At 68.2% G+C, this 19887-nt stretch carries 16 protein-coding genes; 5 read left to right on the forward strand and 11 right to left on the reverse strand.

Translation table 11 applies throughout. From position 1 onward, the window contains the following. Positions 1–50: 50 nt before the first annotated feature. The gene (locus tag H507_RS17105) at positions 51–854 is read left to right on the forward strand and encodes an endonuclease/exonuclease/phosphatase family protein (protein ID WP_157438851.1); all 804 of its coding nucleotides are present in this window, start codon (positions 51–53) and stop codon (positions 852–854) included. Positions 855–886: 32 nt separating this feature from the next. Here H507_RS17105 and H507_RS14080 read toward each other — a convergent pair whose 3' ends face one another. The 8 genes from H507_RS14080 to H507_RS14095 all read right to left on the reverse strand — a co-directional run bounded on the left by H507_RS14080 (position 887) and on the right by H507_RS14095 (position 10743). Further along, positions 887–1417, reverse strand: a complete 531-nt coding sequence (locus H507_RS14080) for a GyrI-like domain-containing protein (RefSeq protein WP_022909063.1) — start codon at positions 1415–1417, stop codon at positions 887–889. After that, complete coding sequence (locus H507_RS14085; RefSeq protein WP_022909064.1) at positions 1414–3171, reverse strand: FAD-binding oxidoreductase; 1758 nt, start codon at positions 3169–3171, stop codon at positions 1414–1416. The genes H507_RS14080 and H507_RS14085 overlap by 4 nt, the downstream gene beginning before the upstream one ends. Positions 3172–3182: 11 nt before the next feature. Next, positions 3183–3956, reverse strand: a complete 774-nt coding sequence (locus H507_RS14090; RefSeq protein WP_051139669.1) for a lysophospholipid acyltransferase family protein — start codon at positions 3954–3956, stop codon at positions 3183–3185. Between the two features lie 62 nt (positions 3957–4018). Then, positions 4019–4798 carry an SDR family NAD(P)-dependent oxidoreductase gene (locus tag H507_RS0102050; RefSeq protein WP_022909066.1) on the reverse strand — a complete coding sequence of 260 codons (780 nt, stop codon included), beginning with the start codon at positions 4796–4798 and terminating at the stop codon, positions 4019–4021. Positions 4799–4921: 123 nt separating this feature from the next. After that, complete coding sequence (locus H507_RS0102055; protein WP_026377642.1) at positions 4922–6205, reverse strand: RNA polymerase sigma factor; 1284 nt, start codon at positions 6203–6205, stop codon at positions 4922–4924. Positions 6206–6435: 230 nt separating this feature from the next. Then, on the reverse strand, positions 6436–7623 hold the full coding sequence (locus H507_RS0102060) for an acetate/propionate family kinase (protein ID WP_022909068.1): 1188 nt from the start codon (positions 7621–7623) through the stop codon (positions 6436–6438). A 56-nt stretch (positions 7624–7679) separates the two neighbouring features. Then, on the reverse strand, positions 7680–9767 hold the full coding sequence (pta, locus tag H507_RS0102065) for a phosphate acetyltransferase (RefSeq protein WP_022909069.1): 2088 nt from the start codon (positions 9765–9767) through the stop codon (positions 7680–7682). 10 nt (positions 9768–9777) lie between these two features. Further along, on the reverse strand, positions 9778–10743 hold the full coding sequence (locus H507_RS14095; protein WP_169512671.1) for a HoxN/HupN/NixA family nickel/cobalt transporter: 966 nt from the start codon (positions 10741–10743) through the stop codon (positions 9778–9780). Positions 10744–10941: 198 nt separating this feature from the next. On the opposite strand from H507_RS14095, the gene H507_RS0102075 reads away from it, so the two are divergent. After that, positions 10942–11742, forward strand: coding sequence for a deoxyribonuclease IV (locus H507_RS0102075; RefSeq protein ID WP_022909071.1), 801 nt, complete (start codon positions 10942–10944; stop codon positions 11740–11742). Between the two features lie 125 nt (positions 11743–11867). Then, the gene (locus H507_RS0102080; RefSeq protein ID WP_022909072.1) at positions 11868–13706 is read left to right on the forward strand and encodes an AMP-dependent synthetase/ligase; all 1839 of its coding nucleotides are present in this window, start codon (positions 11868–11870) and stop codon (positions 13704–13706) included. A gap of 54 nt (positions 13707–13760) precedes the next feature. Here the strand turns inward: H507_RS0102080 and H507_RS0102085 are convergent, their stop codons facing one another. From H507_RS0102085 to H507_RS18150, 3 genes are all read right to left on the reverse strand, one after another. Continuing rightward, positions 13761–15485, reverse strand: a complete 1725-nt coding sequence (locus H507_RS0102085) for a glycoside hydrolase family 3 protein (protein ID WP_026377645.1) — start codon at positions 15483–15485, stop codon at positions 13761–13763. A gap of 2 nt (positions 15486–15487) precedes the next feature. Continuing rightward, positions 15488–16426 (reverse strand): HAD family hydrolase, encoded by a 939-nt coding sequence (locus tag H507_RS0102090; RefSeq protein ID WP_026377646.1) that lies wholly within the window; start codon positions 16424–16426, stop codon positions 15488–15490. Positions 16427–16639: 213 nt separating this feature from the next. Continuing rightward, the gene (locus H507_RS18150) at positions 16640–17815 is read right to left on the reverse strand and encodes a TM2 domain-containing protein (RefSeq protein ID WP_022909075.1); all 1176 of its coding nucleotides are present in this window, start codon (positions 17813–17815) and stop codon (positions 16640–16642) included. A 116-nt stretch (positions 17816–17931) separates the two neighbouring features. Between H507_RS18150 and H507_RS0102100 the strand changes: the two genes are divergently transcribed. Together H507_RS0102100 and thrC are read left to right on the forward strand one after the other, a co-directional pair. Next, on the forward strand, positions 17932–18312 hold the full coding sequence (locus tag H507_RS0102100) for a rhodanese-like domain-containing protein (protein WP_022909076.1): 381 nt from the start codon (positions 17932–17934) through the stop codon (positions 18310–18312). Positions 18313–18372: 60 nt separating this feature from the next. After that, complete coding sequence (gene thrC, locus H507_RS0102105) at positions 18373–19800, forward strand: threonine synthase (protein WP_022909077.1); 1428 nt, start codon at positions 18373–18375, stop codon at positions 19798–19800. Positions 19801–19887 lie beyond the last annotated feature (87 nt).

Genomic DNA, 19887 nt, shown 5'->3' on the forward strand with positions numbered 1-19887 from the left:
GCTTCTCGGACGACGCCACCCCCGGTCCCGGCCTGCGCAAGGCTGGACCCATGGCGACCACCCTCGACGTGATGACCTTCAACCTGCGCACTCCCGTCCGAACCGCGCAGCCGGGCGATCCGGACCATTGGCCCACCCGACTCGTGGCCACGACCGAGTTGTTGCGGCAGCGTCGTCCGGCGGTGGTCGGCACCCAGGAGGGCTGCGACCCGCAGTGGGAGCGGCTGTTGCCCGCGTTGCCGCACTACCAGCGGCTCGGCTCCGGACGGGAACTCGGTCAGCGGGGCGAGTACTCGGCGATCCTGGTCGACACCGCCCTGCTCGAGGTCGACGGCTGGCAACAGTTCACGCTGTCCGAGACGCCGGACGAGCTGGGCTCCCGCAGCTGGGACAGTGCGTGCACCCGGGTGGCCGTGGTCGCCGACCTCGTGGTGCGGGCGACCGGCGACAGGTTCACCGTGGCCAACACCCACCTCGACCACGCCAGCGAGCGTGCGCGGGTGGAGGGGGCGCGGCTGCTGAGGTCACGTGTTGGGCGGACGGCGACCGTCGTCACCGGGGACTTCAACAGCCGGGCCGGGGTGTCGCGGGCGTGGCACGAGTCGATCCAGGACGGCTTCGTCGACACCTGGCTGGCGAGCCACCCCGACGGGGCGTCCATCGACACCTTCAACGGCTATCGCGAACCGGGGGTGGGTGGTGACGAGCCTGGTCGCATCGACTGGATCCTGGCCACCCCGGACATTGCGGTCGCCTCGTCCGAGATCATCACCGATCGTCCACGTTTGGGGGAACACCGGCGGGTGTGGCCCAGCGACCACTGGCCGGTGGTGGCGGCGCTGCGGGTGGGATGACGGCGCAACGAGCGTGCGGAGGGGGTGCCTGCTCAACCGGCGTGTGGACGGGCCGGCTGGCCCGTCGGCGTGTCGAGGGAACCCTGGTAGCCCTCGATCGGGAAGGCCACGTCGCAGACCAGCTCGTCCATGCGGGCGGTGGAGAAGTCGGCGAAGTAGACCTCCCGCGGTGAGTCCGAGACGACCACCCGGCGACGGTTCACCCATTCGTCCACCGCACCGTAGGCACCCATGATCTCGGGGTAGTCGGTCTCGGCCTTGGTGATGGTGACGTAGGCCTCGACATGTTCGGGCTCGACCCGGGCCACCACCTCGTCCCTCACCGGCATGCCGACCAATGACCGAACCGGTTGGCAGACCTCGACGGGGTTGGCCGTCACCTCGGAGACCTCACCGTGGTACAGCACGAACACCGGCGCCACAGGCTCGGCGAGTTCGCCCAGGATCTGCGAGGCGCGTTCGATGTGCTCGTCGATCTGCCCCACCCGCACCGTACGGGTGAGGCTCACCACCTGCTGCTCAGGAACCTTTCGCACCCTGACCTGCACGACGTCCTCCGTCACTCGCCCTTCGCGCCCCGGCGGGCGGCCAGCTTGGCCTTGGACTCCTGCTCCGGCAGCGAGTTGGACGACCATCCGGGCACCCCGTCATGCACGATCTTGCCGGGGTTGAGGTTGCCCTGGGGGTCGATGCCGTCGAACAGGGTGCGCTGGATGTGCACGCCGGCCTCCGAGATGTCCTCGGCCATCCACGGGCTGTGCTCCTCGCCGACACCGTGGTGGTGCGAGACGGTGCCGCCATGCTCCATGAAGGACGACTGCACCGCGCGCTTGACGAGGTCGTAGCTCTCGAGGTTGGTCTCGCTCCCGTCGGCCACCGCGAACGTGAAGTACTGGCAGGCACCGCCGTGGTAGCTGTGCGAGACGTGGCACATGATGTAGCCGCGGTGACCCGAGGCGGCGAAGGCCTCCTCGGCCCGCTTCACGGTCTCGTCGTGCACCGTCTGTGCCTTCGACCACGGGGTGGCGGTCTCACTGACGTCGGCGGGGATGCCCGTCGACAGCAGGAAGTCACGGATCTGGGGCACGTCGTACTTCTTCTGGTCGTACATGGCGCCGGGACCCTTCCCGACCCCCATGCCGTTGTGCGTCGCCACGATCTTGTTGACGATGGACTTGGTGTAGCGCACGTGCGTGGCCGAGCCCTCGAAACCGATGAAGCTCAGGCAGATCTTGCCCAGGTCCCAGCCCTTGCGCACCATCAGCTTCTCGATCACCTGACTGCCCAGGTGCGAGATCTTGCCGGAGGGCTTCGCGGTCGACATCGAGAACTGGGTCTCGTTGTTGTCGCTGACGCGCACCAGGAAGGGAGCGGCATCGGAGTGGCAGATCTCCTCGGCGGCGCGCAGGCCGTCGGCGTAGGTGGCGAAGAAGTACGCCTGGATCTCCCGCACCTCGGGCTTGCGGTGCACGTTCATCCACGCCTCGGTGATGATGCCGAGGCGTCCTTCCGACCCGATCACCATCTCGCGAACCGACGGGCCCGACGAGGTCGAGGGGAGCGGACGAAGCTGCAGCACCCGGCCCTCGGGCATCACCATGCGCAGTCCCCGGGTGATGTCGGCGATGTCGCCGTACTTGTCGGACTGCATGCCCGAGCTGCGGGTCGCGATCCACCCACCGACCGTCGACCAGATGAAGGAGTCGGGGAAGTGGCCCATCGTCCAGCCGCGGGCGTTCAGCTGGGCCTCCATGTCGGGGCCGAGGGCGCCGGCCTGGATGCGCGCGAGGCCCGACTGCTCGTCGATCTCGAGCACCTTGTTCATCCGGCCCATGTCGACGCTCAGCACCTGGCGGGTCTCGTCGGGCAGGGCCTCGAGGGCAGCCACGATGTTGGAGCCGCCGCCGTAGGGGATCACCACGGCATTCGCCTCGAGGGCGGCGGCCACCAGGGCGATCACCTGGGCCTCGTCGGAGGGGTAGAGCACGGCGTCGGGGACTCGTCCCAGTTCACCGCGACGAACCCTGACCAGGTCGCGAATTCCCTTGCCGTAGGCGTGGGCGACTCGGCACTCGTCGTCGAGCACCACGAACTTCTCGCCGCCGAGCGCCTCGACGAGGCGGGCCCGCAGGTCGTCCGACAACTGGCTCGCCGGCACGTCCAGGTCGCGGAAGTCGGGGGCCACGGGGTTCATCGTGGTGATGTCGACGCCGAGCTTGTCCATGACGAAGCCGGGGAACTTGGGCTTGTTGTCGTAGGTGAAACCCTTGCCCTCGTCGCCCCAGCCCCACCACTTCTGGTTCTTGACGCCCAGCATGTGAACTCCGTTCAGTTCTTGGTTGTGTTGTCGTCGTGAGGCGCACGCGTGCGGTCGACCTCGACCCTCGCCTGCGACTTCTCGATGGCCACCGTACGCGCATACTCGGCCAGCGTCTTCATGCCGTAGGCGCGGGCGGTGGTGTCGTGCAGTTCGATCACCTTGCGGCGCACCCGCTCGTTGAAGGCGTGCGCAATCTCACCGGGCACGGGGAACATCGGTTCGCCGAAGACGACGTGCACCGGCGGACGGCCCTTGGGCAGGTGGTTCTGGTGGTGGGGCCACGCGGCGTAGGCGCCCACCAGGGCAACCGGGACGATGGGGACGTTGCGGCTGATCGCCAGCGCTGCGGCACCGGGCTTGAACGCTCCCATGGCGCCGGTGCGCGACCTGGTGCCCTCGGCGAACAGCAGGATCGGGACGCCGTCGGAGAGCAGGGCGGCCGCGAGGCCTCGCCTGGAACTCTTCTTCTGGTCGTCGGAGGTCGACTTCGACCCCCGCTCGATGGGGAAGGCGTTGAACAGCAGCGAGGTGTAGGCGGCGGTGTACCACTTGGTGAAGAAGTAGTCGGCGGCGGCGCCGGTGGACAGGTACTTCGACATCCGCCCGGGCAGTGCGCCGAAGATCAGGGGGGCGTCCAGGTGGGAGGAGTGGTTGCCGACGACCACGAACGTGTCGGGGGAGTTGGCGAGCCGATCGACACCGTGCACGCGGACGTCGAGCAGGCGCCAGACGAAGGGCTTGAGCAGCAGCAGTCGTGTGGCCGACCTCGCGGCGCGCTGCATCGGCGAGGTGTAGCGGCTGCGTCCGTCCGACTTGTCGGGCTTCGGCCTGGGAGACCTGGGCGTCACTTCTTCTTCTGTCTGCTCGAACTCAGAGCGCGCGAGACGAGGCGCATCGACCAGCGGGGGGCGTGCTGGGCGATCTGGATGGCGGCCTTCCACTTCAGCGTCGGGACCGAGATGACCTTGCCGGCCTCGGCATCGTCGAGAGCGGACTGCACGAGGGTGTCGACGTCGACCCAGACGATGTCGGGCAGGGTGCCGGCGTTGATGCCGGCCCGGTCGTGGAACTCGGTGTGCACCCAACCGGGGCACAGTGCCGACACCTTCACCCCCGTGCCGTGCAACTCGTTGGCGAGTCCCTGGGTGAAGCTGAGGCACCAGGCCTTGACCGCTGAGTAGTTGCCGCTCATGATCCAAGCGCTGGTCGAGGCAACGTTGATGATGGTGCCCCGGCCGCGGGCCTTCATGGCGCGTCCGGCGGCGGTGGAGAGTTCGAGCACCGCCCAGCACATGACGTCCATGGCCCGGCGCTGGAGCCCGAGTTCGTCCTTGTCGAGCAGCTTGGCGTGCAGCCCGAAGCCGGCGTTGTTCACGACCAGGTCGACCGGACGATCCGCATCCTCGACCCGCTCGGCCACCCGGGTGACGTCAGCGGCCACCGAGAGGTCGGCCGGCAACACCTCGACCTCGGCCCCGTAGGCCTGGTGGAGTTCTGTGGCGAGGGTGTTCATGCGATCGACGTCACGGGCAACGATGACCAGGTCGTACCCACGGGCCGCGAGATGTCGGCAGAACGCGTTGCCGATCCCTGCGGTGCCGCCGGTCACCAGTGCTGTCGCCATGCCGCCCAACTTACCGTGTATCAGCGGTGGTCATGGTGGCTCTTGGTCGGTGGGGGATTCGCGAGCTCCCGGGCCGCAGGGGTGACGACCTGTGCGGCCCGGTGAATCCACCGGGGCGACCGATCAGTCGCGACCGAGCTCGCCCAGACGCCGTGACAGGTGCGCCCTCTCCGCGCTGTTGGTGGCGAGTTCGAGAGCCCTGGAGTAGGACGTGCGGGCTCCCCTGCCGTCGCCGATCCGCCTCAGCAGTTCGGCCCTGACGACGTGGAACGGGTGGTAGCCGGAGAGCGCCTCCTCGAGTGGGAGGATCTCAGCCAGGGCCACCCTGGGCCCGTCGAGTTCGGCCACCGCGACGGCCCGGTTGAGCGCCACGATCGGGGAGGGGTCCACCCGCCTCAACTGGTCGTACAGCGTCACGATCTGCTCCCAGTCGGTGTCGCGCGCCTCTGCTGCCGACGTGTGCACCGCGTTGATGGCGGCCAGCAGTTGGTAGCGACCTGGTGGCACACCGGTGGCGATCCGCTGCCTGACCAAGGCCTGGCCCTCGGTGATCGCGGCCCGGTCCCAGCAGCCGCGATCCTGTTCGTCCAGGGTGACCAACTCACCGGACGAACTGACCCGCGCCCGATGGCGGGACCCGATCAACAGCATCAGCGCGAGCAGTCCGGTCACCTCACCCTCGTCGGGCAGCAGCACGTGCAGCAGCCGTGCGAGCCGAGTGGCCTCTTGGCAGAGGTCGACGCGGACCGGTGAGGAGTCGGGTGAGGAGGCCAGGTATCCCTCGTTGAAGATCAGGAACAGGGCGGCCAGCACCCCCTCAAGGCGCACCGGCAGGTCTTCGGCCGTCGGCACGCGGTAGGGGATCCCCGCCTCGGCGATCTTGCGCTTCGCCCGGCTGATCCGCTGCCCCATCGTGGTGTCCCGGACGAGGAAGGCGCTGGCGATCTCGGGGACGGTCAGGCCACCGACCATCCGCAGGGTCAGCGCCACCCGAGCCTCCATCGACAAGGCGGGATGGGCGCAGGTGAAGATCAGGCGGAGCCGGTCGTCGGACAGGGCCGTTCCGGGATCGTCGTCCGCTGAGGCAAGCGGGTCGGCGAAGGGGTCGCCCGAGAGCGAAGGGTTGATGAGGGACTCGCCCATGGCGACCTCCTCGAGCTTGCGTCGACCGAGCTGGTCACGGCGGATCCGATCGATCGCCTTACGGGTGGCGGTGGTGGTCAACCAACCGCCGGGCTGGGGTGGCAGACCCTCTCGTCGCCAGTGCTCCACGGCGGTGGCGAAGGCCTCGGCCGTGGCCTCCTCGGCGATGTCGAGGCTGCCGACGCGACGGGTGAGTGAGGCCACCACCCGCGCCCACTCGGCGCGGTGGATGCGGGTGATGGCCTCGTCGATGCCCGTGGTGATGGCTGTCTCCCTTCGGGTGGCGCGCCCGGGAGGGGCGCACTCACCAGAACCACGACCAGCCTCGTCCGGTTTCGACACCGGCGGTGGCTGCTGGTGGGAATTCCCGGGGCACGGGTGATCCGTGTTGCCGGGAATGGGCGCACGTAGCTGCTGTTCTTCCTCATGGCTGCTGCTGTGGACGCCAGCCACGTGCAAGAACGCCAGCCACGTGTGTGGTGCGGTGCACGACCTCAGTCCAGCAGGGCCAACGTCTCCCGGGCCATCGCCAACTCCTCGTTGGTCGGCACCACGAGCACCGTCACCCTGGATTCCGGGCTGGAGATCACCCGCGGATTCTTCGAGCGGACCGCGTTGGCCTCCTCGTCCAGGACCACCCCGAAGGGTGCGAGACGCCCGACGACGGCGGCCCGCACCCAGGCGGCGTTCTCGCCGACGCCGGCGGTGAAGACGAGCACGTCCAACCCGCCGAGCAGGGCGGTGTAGGAGCCGATGTAGCTGACCAGCCGGTGCACGTACACGTCACGTCCGAGGATGGCATCGAAGTCACCCTGCTCGATCAGGGCCAGCACGTCGCGCATGTCCGTCTTGCCGGTGAGACCGAACATGCCCGACTGCTTGTTGAGGAAGTTGTCGGTCTCGGCCACGTCCCAGCCGTACTTGCGCTGCAGGTAGGCGAACAGCCCGGGGTCGACGTCGCCACAGCGGGTGCCCATCACCAGTCCCTGCAGCGGGGTGAGTCCCATGGAGGTCTCGATCGGTTCGCCCCCGTCGATCGCCGAGGCGGAGGCGCCGTTGCCCAGGTGCAGGACGATCTGCTTGAGCGATCCCAGGTCTCGTCCGAGGAATTCGGCGGTCTTCTTCGACACGTAGCTGTGGGAGGTGCCGTGGAAGCCGTACTTGCGGATGTTCAGCGCGTCGGCCACCTCGTGCTTGATGGCGTAGGTGGTGGCCTCGTCGGGCAGGTTCGCGAAGAAGGCAGTGTCGAAGACCGCGACATGGGGCACGTCCGGCAGGGCCGCGCGGGCCGCCTCGATGCCGGCCACGGCCGGCGGGTTGTGCAGCGGCGCGAGTCCGTAGAGCTCCTTGAGCTTGGTCACCATCGCGTCATTGATCATGGTCGTCTGCTGGAACATCCGGCCGCCGTGCACGGTTCGGTGGGCCACCGCGATCACCGGCTCGAGTGAGGGCCCGTGCTCGGCGAACGCGGCGACCACGGCCTCGAGGCCGGCGGTGTGGTCGGGGTAGACGTCATCGCTGTGGAACTCCTGCCCGTCCACCTCGTGGTCGAGGGTGCCGCCGGCGGTGTCGCCGACCTTCTGCAGCAGCCCCACCGCCAGCACCTGTTCGGTGTCGCCGTCGATCATCTGGTACTTGATCGAGGAGGAGCCGCAGTTCAGTACCAGGATCGGACGAGCCATGTCATTCCTTGTCGGGGGTTGTTTCGAGAGGTGGAGGGGTCGGGCGGGTGAGCGCCTCAATCGGACGGGGCCCGCTCGGCCTGTGCCTGGATGGCCGTGATGGCCACGGTGTTGACGATGTCGTCGACCAAGGCCCCGCGGGACAGGTCGTTGACGGGCTTGTTCAGCCCCTGCAGCACCGGCCCGACCGCGACGGCGCCGGAGGTGCGCTGCACCGCCTTGTAGGTGTTGTTGCCCGTGTTGAGGTCGGGGAAGATGAACACGGTCGCCTGCCCGGCCACCTCGCTGCCCGGCATCTTCTTGCGGCCCACGGCGGGATCGACCGCCGCGTCGAACTGGATCGGTCCCTCGACCTTCAGATCGGGACGACGCTGCCGCACCAGGTCGGTGGCCTCGCGCACCTTGTCGACGTCGGCACCCGACCCGGAGGTACCCGTCGAGTACGACAACATCGCCACCCGCGGTTCGATGCCGAATGCCTCGGCCGTCTGCGCGGACGAGATCGCGATGTCGGCCAACTGTTCGGCGGTGGGGTCGGGGTTGACCGCGCAGTCGGCGTAGACCAGCACCCGATCGGGCATGCACATCAGGAAACTCGACGACACGATCGTGACCCCGGGCTTGGTCTTGATGAACTCCAGGCTCGGACGAATGGTGTTGGCCGTGGTGTTGACCGCCCCCGAGACCATGCCGTCGGCCATGCCGAGGTGCACCATCATCGTGGCGAAGTACGAGAGGTCCTTGAAGGTCTCGCGGGCCCGTTGCAGCGTCATCCCCTTGTGGGCCCGCAGGCGGGTGTACTCCTCGGCGAACTGTTCGAGGAGTTCCGGGTCCTGCGGGTTGACGATGCGGGCGCGGTGCACGTCGAAGCCCAGTTCGAAGGAGCGCTGCTTGATCTCGGTCTCGTCCCCGAGCAGCACGAGATGGGCCACTCCACGCGACAGCAGGATGCTGGCCGACTCGATGATCCGGTCATCGGCTGCCTCGGGCAGCACGATCGTCCGCTGGTCGGATCGCGCCTGCTGCATCAACTGGTACTCGAACATCAGCGGGGTGCGGATGTCGGGGCGCTGCAGGTCGAGGGCGGAGATCAGGGACTCGTGGTCGACGTGCTCGTTGAACAGGCGTCGGGCGACCTCGATCTTGCGTGGTGAGTTCGTCATCGTCCCGCCCAGGCCGAACAACCTCTCGGCGGTGCGGAAGGTGCCGGACTCGACCAGGGCGATCGGGATCTCGACCTTGGTGCCCTCCAGCAGTCGCCGGATGGTGGGCGGTACCTCGTAGCCTCCCACGAGGAAGATCGCGGCGAGGTTGGGGAAGGTGCCCGAGTTGTGGGCCATCAACAGACCCGGCAGCAGGTCGAGTCGGTCGGACGGTGCAACCAGCGTGAACTCGTTCTCGAGCCGGTCGAGCAGGTTGGGCAGGGTCATCGACCCGACCAGCACGCCGAGGGACTCACGATCCAACATCCGCTCGTTGCCCATCCACAGGGTGGCCTGGGTGGCCTCGAACTGTTGCTTGACGGTGGGCGCCCCCAAGACAGGGTGGTCGGGGATGACGGCGGTGACCAAGGGCTCGTCCGAGGTCGAGAACTCGGCCAGTTCGGCTCGCAACTGGTCTGCGATGTCGGGGTTGACGCGGTTGGCGATCAGTCCGATGACGTCGTTGTGCACGGCGGTGAACTCGGTCATCGCGAGCCGCATCGAGGCCTTGATCTCGTCGACGTCGTGGCGGGGTCCACCCGCGACGATCACCACGGGGGAGTTGAGGTGGGCCGCAACGAGCGCGTTGAACTTCATCTCGGTGGGGGCCTGCACGTCGGAGTAGTCGGAGCCGACGATGACGATCGCGTCGTAGTGGTCGCGGATCGCCCCGAACTTGTTGACGATGGTGGCCATCGCCTCCTCGGGGTCGCGGCCCACCTCGTCGTAGCTGACGCCGAACGCCTCGTCGTAGCTCTGCTCGATCGTGGGCAGGTTCACCAGGGTGTCGGTGACCTCGTCCTGGTGAGCCCCGCTGCGCACCACCGGACGGAAGACCCCAACCCGTTTCACCTCGCGCGTGAACGACTCGATCAGGCCCAGGGCGATCGCGGACTTGCCGACCCGGCCCTCAGGAGACGCGATGAAGATGCTCTTGGTCACGTTCGGCAGCCTATCGGGGAGGCTGCGGGCCCGAGCCCGTGGGGTGTGACCGACCTCTCAGGCCGACCACCCACAGCCCACCAGCGAGGGCCACGGCCGCCAGCGCCCAGCCCCACCTGCTGGTGTCGGGGACCGGCAGAGGACGTCCCGCCAGGGATCCGATCAGTTCAACCGCTGTCACCGACGCCACCGCGACGGCAGACCCGATCGAGAGCACCAGCAGGGCGATGTTGACCCGCCGACGGCCTCGGGTGTCCGCGGCTGTGTAGACGCGCAGCATCAGGTGGGCGTTGACCGAGTCGCCCAGGGTCATGGCGGCGGCGAAGGCAATCGGGAACGCGAGCAGGGTCACGGCCGGGGCTCCCGCCAGCGACAGCCCTGCGGTCAGCATCAGCACCGCAATCGTGGAGGCCGTGTCGAATCCGAGCCCGAACAACAGCCCGAACAGGTAGACATGCCCCGCGTGGCGCACCCGCGACAGCGGCGCCGACAGCGCGCGCGACCACCATCCCGACAGAGCCGCCTGAGGGTGGCTGTGACCGGGGTGGTCGTCGCTGCCGGTGGCCGGGTGAGGCTCCCGGGCACTCAGGGCGCGGACGAGGAGCGGGACGTTGGCGGCCGCGACTGCGACCAGGTACAGGGACGAGACGCCCGCACCGATCGACCCGAGCACCATCGCCAGGATCGTCCGTTCGTCGACGGCCGAGCGCACCCAGTGTGAACCGAGCACCACGGCGACCCCGGCAACCATCACCACCGTGGAGTGACCGAGGCTGAACGCCAGGCCCACCCCGCGGGGGTTGCGGCCCTCGCCGAGCAGTTTGCGGGTCGAGCCGTCGATCATCGAGAGGTGGTCGGCGTCGATGGCGTGCAGCAGTCCCCGTGTCCAGGCGAAGACCACGCCGCCCAGGGCCAGTCCACCGGCCAGATGGCCTGCCACCACCAGCGCGAGGGCAAGCAGGTGCAGGCCGCCCACGATGCACACCGTCAGGCAGCGGACCCTTCCCGGGCCCGGCCCCACGAGGCGCGTCCTCCCGCGGGAGCGACCGGGACGGGCCCCGGAAGGGTCCGACCGCTGGGTCACCTGCTGACGTCTCACCCGTCCACGGTATGCCGGTCGACCCTCGCGCACACCGCCGTCCGTCGTGTCGGTGCGCTGTTCTAGGCTGGCGGCATGCCCACACCCATCCGCATCGGAGCCCATGTCGACAACCTCGATCCCGTGGCCGAGGCGCAGGCCCGCGGAGCGCAACTGTCCCAGTTCTTCCTGGGTGACCCGCAGAGTTGGCGTGCCCCGAAGCTCGCCTTCCCGGCCGGGGCGGTGGCGCTGAAGCAGTCGGCCCAGGAGGCCGGGGTCGAGTTGTTCGTGCACGCCCCCTACGTGATGAACGTGGCGTCGACGAACAACCGCATCCGCATCCCCTCGCGCAAACTGCTGCAGCAGACGGTGACCGGGGCCGCCGAGGTGGGGGCCACCGGTGTCATCGTGCACGGCGGGCACGTCACCGCAGCCGAGGAGCCCGAGGTCGGCTTCGAGAACTGGCGCAAGTGCATCGACGGTCTCGACCTGCCGATCCCGATCTTCATCGAGAACACGGCCGGCGGCGGCAATGCGATGGCCCGCAAACTGGAACGCATCGACCAGCTCTGGTCTGCCATCGAAGGCTCGGCCAACGCCGATCGGGTCGGATTCTGCCTCGACACCTGCCACGCCCACGCCGGCGGCGAGCAGCTGGTGGGCCTGGTCGAGCGGGTGCTGGCCATCACGGGACGCATCGATCTCGTGCACTGCAACGACTCCCGCGACGCCTTCGACTCGGGAGCCGACCGCCACACCAACCTGGGCGCCGGCCACGCCGACGCCGAGGGGATCGCTGAGGTGGTACGGCTGGCGCAGGCGCCGGTGGTGCTCGAGACGCCCGGTGGGGCCGACCAGCACCTGCTCGACATCGCCTGGCTGCTCGAACGGCTCTGAGGGGCGCTGCACCCCTGACGGACTGGTCTCGTCCCATCGGGTGAGAACGTCGACAACAATGCCCTGACTAGGCGACCCGCGCCGCCGTGGCCCCAGTAGGCTGGCTGCAGACCCAAGGAGGAGCCTTGACCAGCGCGCTCGACCTGATCACCACCGATCACCTGTGGCAGTTGTTCGACACAGCGGCCGACCAGCATGCGGATCGTCTCGCGACCCGCGTGAAGCGGGGAGGGGTCTGGGACGACCTCACCTACGGCCAGTTGCGCGACCTCGCCCGCTCGGTGGCACGGGCGCTCGTCAGGCAGGGCATCGGGGTGGGTGACCGGGTCGCCCTGTTCGCCCCCAACCTGCCGGAGTGGACGGCCATCGATCTCGCCGTGAACCTGGCCGGGGCAGTGCTGGTGCCGCTCTATGCGACCTCGACCCCTGAGCAGATCAGCCACATCGTGGGGGACTCAGGTGCCCGTCTGATGGTCATCGGCGGTGAGAAGGAGGCCGGCCGGGTGCTCGCCTCGCGCGACCAGATCAACGCCGAGTGGCCGGTGATCAGCATCGACGGCCAGGTGCGAGACGGCATCATCGGCCTGCGCGGGTGGCTCGACGCCGAGACCCCGGACGAACGAACCGAGGGCGACGCCGAACTCGACCGGCGGGTGGCCGAGGCCAGGGCCGATGACCTGACCGCCATCGTCTACACCTCGGGCACCACGGGCGACCCCAAGGGGGTCATGCTCACCCACGGGGGAATGGTGGCCCAGTGCCGGGCAGTGGGCGACCTGTTCGAGTTCAGCCCCGAGGACCACTCCTTGTCCTTCCTGCCCCTGAGCCATGCGTTGGAACGCGCGTGGCAGTTCATCGTGATCGCGTACGGCTGCCGCAACACCTACTGCCCGAACCCACGCGAGGTCGCCGGCATGCTGACCGAGGTTCGTCCGACCCTGCTGGTCAGCGTGCCCAAGTTGTACGAGACCGTCTACCGCGTGGCGCACGAGAAGGCCGACGTCTCGCCTGTGAAGCAGACCGTCTTCTCGTGGGCCGTGCGGGTGGGCGGACAGATGCAGCACTCCTACCGCAAGGGCCGCCGGCCCTCGATCGTGTGGCGGGCCCAGCTGGGGCTGGCCGACAAGCTGGTGCTCAAGAACATCCGAGACGCGATGGGCGGCACCAAGACGGTGCTGGCCTGTGGGGGCGCTCCGTTGCGCCGTGAGGTCGAGGAGTTCTTCTCGGCCGCCGGCATGCCGATCTTCACCGGGTACGGGCTGACCGAGGCGTCGCCGCTGGTCAGCTTCAACTCCCCGAGCGCCTTCAAGGTGTCGTCGGCCGGCCGCGTGATGGGCGGCGGGGAGTTGCGCATCGGCGCCGAGTCGGAGGTGCTCTACCGGGGACCCAACCTGATGGCCGGGTACTGGAACCAGCCCGAGGCCACCGCGCAGGTGATCGACGAAGCGGGCTGGCTGCACACCGGTGACGCCGGCTATGTCGACGGTGACGGATTCCTGTTCATCACCGACCGCATCAAGGACATCATCGTCACGCTGGGCGGCAAGAACGTCGCCCCCCAGCCGATCGAGGGTCTGGTGCTGGCCGACCCGCTGTTCGAGCACGCCGTGCTGATCGGTGAGGGACGACCCACCCTGACCATGCTGGTGCGGCCGTCACTGCCCCACCTGGAGGAACTGGCCGAGAAGTTGCAGCTGCCGAAAGGCAGCCCCGCCGACCTGGTCAACCACCCTGCGGTGGTCGAGGAGTTCAAGGCGAGGGTGGCGGCCCTGACCGCCAAGCTGCCCAGCCATGAGCAGATCCGCGACCTGCGCGCCTCCATCGAGGAGTTCACCATGGACAACGGGCTGCTGACCCCCACCCTGAAGGTGCGCCGCCGCGAGGTCGAGAAGAAGTTCTCGAATCTGATCGACGAGATGTACGCCAGGATCGCCGAGTTCCGCAAGCACCGCTCCGTCGAGTGACCCCACGGCTCGTCCCGACGGGGGACGAGCCACGGACGCCCCGGCACGCTCAGCTCAGAGCTTGGCCTGCCACTTCTCGGTCCACACGAGATCGTTCGGCGTGCCCTTGAACTGCGATCTGCCCTCGAGCTTGTCGAGCGTGGCCCGGACATTCGCCTCGTTGGGGTGGTAGGCGTTGATGTAGGCCTTCACCATGGTCGCGTCGTGAAGGTGGGTGGTGAAGTTGTGACTCACCATGAACGTCGGCACCTCCCACACGTACCAGGGGCACTCGTTGCTCATCGCCGTCTTCCACTGGATGCGGTAGTTGTTCTGCGCCCCGTAACCGATCACCTCGGCCAGGATCAGGGCCGCGTCCACCTCGTCGCGATACTTCAGGGTCGGACCCTTCACCCGGGTGGTGCCGTCGTTGATGGTCACCTCGTACCCGCGCTCGGTCAGCAGGCGCACGTAGAGGTCGAGCATGTCGGCCTCGCCACCCCCGGTGATGCCCCCGACCTCACCGGTCAGGTGGTAGATGCGCACCCGCCTGTGGTCGGTGGGGTTGAGCGGTAGCTGGTCGAGGGTGTTCTTGACCAGGGTGATGCCGAGGTCCGCCGCCTCTGCCTGCATCCGCAGGTGCTCCTCGCAGCCCACCACCTCGAGGTCAGCCGGGGTGCGCAGCAGGGTGCCGGAGGCCTTCTTCTCGTGCAGGCGCAGCTTGGCCTTCAGCCCCAGAATGCGCCGGTTGGCGTCATCCAGTCGCTCCTGGGTGATCACACCCTTCTCGACCCCCGCCTTCATGAAGGCGAAGTCCTCCTCGAGGTTGTTGAAGAACAGGAAGGCGTCACAGCCGGCCGCGATCGACAGCGGGACGTAGTCCTCGCGACGCATCGCCGAGGTCATGCCGAGCATGTGCGAGGCATCGGTGATGACGGCCCCGTTGAAACCCAGCTGGGTCTTGAGCAGCCCGGTGAGCAGTTCCGGCGCGAGCGTGGCCGGCATGATCTCGGCATCGCTCAACGCGGGGTTCAGCTTCTGCGAGTAGTACGGCAGCGCGATGTGGCCCGCCATGACCATCTCGACACCGTTGGCGATGTGGGCCTGGTAGACGCGACCGAAGGTCTCGTCCCAACGCTCGGGTGACAGTTCGTTGACACCGAGGACGAGGTGCTGGTCGCGCTCCTCGGTGCCGTCGCCGGGGAAGTGCTTGATCGCGGTGAGGATGCCCGACTCGCGCTGGCCCTCGACGAAGGGGATCGTGTACCGGATGACGTCGTCGGCGGTGGTGCCGTAGGCGCGGGTGTTCACGATCGTGTTGCGCCAGTTCTCGAGGATGTCGACGCACGGATCGAAGTTCAGGTTGGCGCCGATCGCGTGCATCTCCCGTCCGGACACGTAGCCGGCATTGCGGGCCACCTCGACCGAACCGGTGGCCTCGGTCTGCGCTCCGGAGGCGATGTAGGTGCCATCCTTCATCGCCCCGTTGCCGCCCGAGTCACAGTTGGCGGCGATCAGCAGCGGCACCTTGGAGGCCTGCTGCAGGCGGTTCAGCAGCGCCTGCACCTGGTCGGAGGTACCGCCGTGATACCGGGCGATGCCCACGTGGAACTTCTCGATGATCTGTTCGGCGGTGTAGGGATTGCCCGAGAAGGCGTCCTCGCCGAAGAAGAACAGGTTGGTGAACAGTTGACCGACCTGCTCGTCCAGGCTGAGGCCGGCCAGGGTCTCCTCCACCCAGGCGACCTGGTCCTCGTCCAGGCTGTAGGGGGCGGCTTTGAGGTCGACGAGTTCGGCCATGATCACTTCACTTTCGGCATTGGTACGGTCCGGTTGCCGGAGATGGTCTCCCACGGCACGTGGTCGGGCAGCTTGCTGGTGAACTCCGCGATCAGCTGCCGCTGGTAGTCGCCGGCGTAGGTACCGGCGAGGAATCGGGGCAGGGCCTCGGCGGTGAACCGGGCCCAGGACTGCTTCTCGTCGCCGGGAAGGATGGGGTAGTAGAGACAGCCGACCTTGTCGGCGGCGTCGCGGTCACCGGGGGCGTCGCCGATGAGCAGGATCTTGTCGTCGTCGTACTTGCCCTTGGCCGCGTACTCCACGTGGTCGGCCTTCGAACCCATCTCCTGGCCCGCGATGACCTTCACGTACTGGGCGATGCCGTGGGCGTTCCACTCGTACTCGAGGGCATGCAGGGGTGTCGCAGAGACGGTCATGCAGTCGACCTCGGCCTGCATGGCGAGCATGGCTTCACGCACCCCGGGAAAGGGGCCACACCCGTGCACCATGTCGGCGATGGCGGCGTTGACCGCGTTGCCCCAGGTGACGGCCCGGTCGATGGTCTCGGAGGGCTGGTCGGCCTGGTACCTGAGGATGCCGGTGTCGGAGAGGGGGTACCCCTCGGCCTCGATGAAGTCGGTGAGTTCTGGGTAGTGGGGGATCGTGACCCCACGCTCGGCCACCTCGACGCGGTCGCGCAGCAGGTCGAGCACCTGCTTGAGCGCCAGCCAGCGGTTCAGCCCGCGGGTGACCGAACCGAGGTTGACGAACAGGGCCGTCTCGCGCGCCAGCGTCGAGACGGGCTGCAGGTCCCAGTGCTTGATGTAGCAGGGGGTGAAACACTCCTGGTGCTTGATGTCCATGGCGTCCATGGCGCACCCGTCGGAGTCGATCCCCACGAAGAACCGGCGCGTGGGGACGAAGTCGACGAGCGGCTGGGCGGCCTCCGGATGCTGGCTCACGAGTCCTCCGTGTCGTCGGATGGTGGATGAGTCCATCGTCGTCCCGACACCCCGTGCGCGGGCATGTTTGCCAAGGTTTGCCAGGGGCACCAGCCGTCCGCTCCCGGACCAACCGGCCGGGGACGACACCGCGCCCCCCGCTCGGAGCGGGGGGCGCGGTGGATGGGCCAGGGTGAGGGCCAGTCGACGTGTCAGGGAGCCTGACGGTCCGGGTCAGCGAAGGGGACGTCCCTGTGCGTCCTTGGGGTTGCCCGTCAACATCAGGATGCCGTCGACCAGACCCCAGATCGCCCCGATGCCGAAGGTGACGATGGTGACGGCCAACTGCGCGATGCCCAGGCCGGTGTGGCCGGTGTAGAAGCGGCCGACACCGAGCCAACCGAGCAGGATCTGCAGGATGCCGGCGGTGGTCTTCTGCTTGTCGGAGAACGGCAGACCCGAGACCGGATCGATGCCGTAGGGGGCGTTGGGGTTGGTGCCGTAGGGCACCATCCCGCCCTGCTGGTAGCCGTAGGCCGCGTACGGGTCGGCGGAGTAGCCGCCCTGGGCCGGGTTGGTGTCGCCGTACACGTAGTTCTGGGCGCTCTGCTGGGAGGTCGGGTCGGCGTACTGGTTCTGCGAGTACTGATCCTGCCCGTACTGGCCCTGCCCGTACTGGCCCTGCGAGTACTGGCCCTGCGAGTACTGGCCCTGCGAGTACTGGCCCTGCCGCCCGTACTGGCCCTGCCCGTACTGAGCCTGACTGGGGTACTGGGCTTGGCCGTACTGGTTCTGGCCGTACTGGTTCTGGCCGTACTGGTTCTGGGGATCGGCGCTGGACTGGGGGTAGGGGTTCGCGCTGGACTGGGGGTAGGGGTTCGCGCTGGCCTGCGGGTAAGGATCACCAGCGGGCTGCGCATACGTCTGCTGATAGCCCGACTGACCCCATCCGGACTCGCCCGTGGCGGAGGGCTGGCTGCTGGCAGACGGCTGCGTCCAGGGCTGGGAGGCTGATGGCTGGCTGCTGGCCGACGGCTGCGTCCAGGGTTGGGAGGCGGAGGGCTGGCTGCTTGCGGAAGGCTGCGTCCAGGGCTGCGAGGCGGAGGGCTGGCTGCTGGCGGACGGCTGAGTCCAGGGCTGGTCCGCCGGTGCCGCGGGGGCAGGAGTGGGCTGAGGGGCGGACGGCTGCCACGGCTGGTCGGTCTGCGGAGCGGAGGGAGCACTGTGTGCTGCGTCACTGGGGGCGGACTGCTGATCCGCGTCCGAGGTGGTGCTCTCGGCCGCGCTGTCGTCGGTCGCGGGCTCGTCCACCTGGTTCAGTGAGGACCCGTTCCAGAGGCTCTCGTCCGAGGTCTGGGGCGCCCAAGGATTGGGTTCCCCCTGCTGCTGGTTCTGCCAGTCGTTGCTCATCGTCTGCCCTTTCACTGAGCTGTCGCGCCAAGCCTAGGGCCGAGCGCGGTCCAGGGGCAGGGGCAATCCCTGCTGTCAAGGGTGCGCTCGGGACCTTCCCCTGCTGTGATGGGCACATGGGACTTCGGGACTTCCTGGCCAACAAGGTGATGCCACAGGGTGGCGTCACCGTTGACGAGGCATTGGCCCTGCTCAGCAAGGGCGGGGTGCTCGTCGACGTGCGCACCCTCGACGAGTACGTCGCCGGTCACGCTCCCGGAGCCAAGCTGGTCGACCCCAAGGAGTTGGCCGCCGACGCGTTCGGTGCCGTGCATGCAGGCAATCCACTGGCAGAGCCCGAGGGCACGTTCGTGCTCATCTGCGACTCGGGGCTGCGCTCGGGACACCTGGTGGCGAAGGTACGCGAGCAGGGGCTGAACGCGGAGTTCGTCGAGGGTGGCCTGAGGGCCTGGCGTGCTGCTGGGCAGTTCCTGCTCCCGGGACCTCCTCGCCGCTGAGCGCTGACTGCCCCGTGGGAGCGGGCCGCCCCCTGCTCGGCGCGCAACTAGGCTTGTCGCGTGCGCTACCTCTCCACCCGTGACACCGACATCCGGGCCAGCTTCTGCGACATCCTGCTCGAGGGTCTCGCGGCCGGAGGTGGGCTGTACCTTCCGGAGAGCTACCCCCAGTTGACCCGTGAGGACCTCTCCGGTCTGCGTCGGCTGCTCGCCGAGGGTGGGTATGCCGCCGTCGGCCACCGGGTGCTCTCGCTGTTCATCGACGACATCCCCTGGGACGACCTGCTGGCCATCTGCCAGCGCGCCTGGAACGGACAGGTGTTCTCGTCCGACGAGGTGGTGCCGGTCACCGAACTGGGGGACGGGCTGTGGCTGGCGCACCTCTCGGAGGGCCCCACCGCCGCCTTCAAGGACCTGGCCATGCAGTTGCTGGGCCAGCTGTTCGAGTACGAACTCGACCGCCGGAACCAGACCCTCACCATTCTCGGCGCCACCAGCGGCGACACCGGGTCGGCCGCGGAGTACGCAATGAGCGGCCGTCACGGCATCGAGACGTTCATGCTCACCCCGGCCGGTCGCATGACCCCGTTCCAGCAGGCGCAGATGTTCTCGCTGGACGACCCGTCGGTGCACAACCTCGCCGTCGAGGGGGTGTTCGACGACTGCCAGGACCTGGTCAAGGCCGTCATGGGTGATGCCACGTTCAAGCGCGAGCACCGCATCGGCGCCGTGAACTCGATCAACTGGGCCCGCCTCGTCGCTCAGGTCGTCTACTACGTGGTGGCGTGGCTGCGCACGACAACCTCCGACGACCAACAGGTCTCGTTCACGGTCCCCACCGGCAACTTCGGCAACATCTGCGCCGGGCACGTGGCCAGGCAGATGGGGCTGCCGATCGCCCGTCTGGTGGTGGCGACCAACGAGAATGACGTGCTCGACGAGTTCTTCCGCACGGGGGTCTACCGCCCCCGCACCCCGGCGGAGACGCCGGCCACCAGCTCCCCCTCCATGGACATCTCGAAGGCGTCCAACGTCGAGCGGTTCGTCTTCGACCTGGTCGGACGCGACGCCGCGCGGGTGCGTCAGTTGTTCGCCGCTGACCTGCCCGAGCAGGGCTTCTTCGACCTGTCGGAGGTGATCGGACGGGTGCACGAGCAGTTCGGGTTCTCGTCGGGTTCCTCCACCCACGCCGACCGGGTGGCGACCATTCGGCGGGTCCACGAGCAGTGGGGTGTCACTGTCGACCCGCACACGGCCGACGGCGTGAAGGTCGCCCTTGACCAGCGGGGGAGTGAGCCCATGGTGGTGCTCGAGACCGCCCTGCCGGTGAAGTTCGCCGAGACCATCCGGGAGGCACTGGGCGAGGAGCCAGAGCTTCCCGAACGGTTCGCCGGACTGCTCGACGCCCCCCGTCACGTCGATGAGCTGACCAATTCGCCGGAGGCGCTCAAGGACTACATCCGCGGGCATCGGAACCCGATTTCGTGACCGGACGAACCCGCGCGTAGACTTCTCGCCGGTGCACTCCGCCCCCTGTGGGGTGTGCCAGGCATTCGCCCTCCTGCCACGGGAACG

Origin of the sequence: Aestuariimicrobium kwangyangense DSM 21549 (assembly GCF_000421525.1) — a bacterium.
GTDB classification, from domain to species: Bacteria; Actinomycetota; Actinomycetes; order Propionibacteriales; family Propionibacteriaceae; genus Aestuariimicrobium; species Aestuariimicrobium kwangyangense.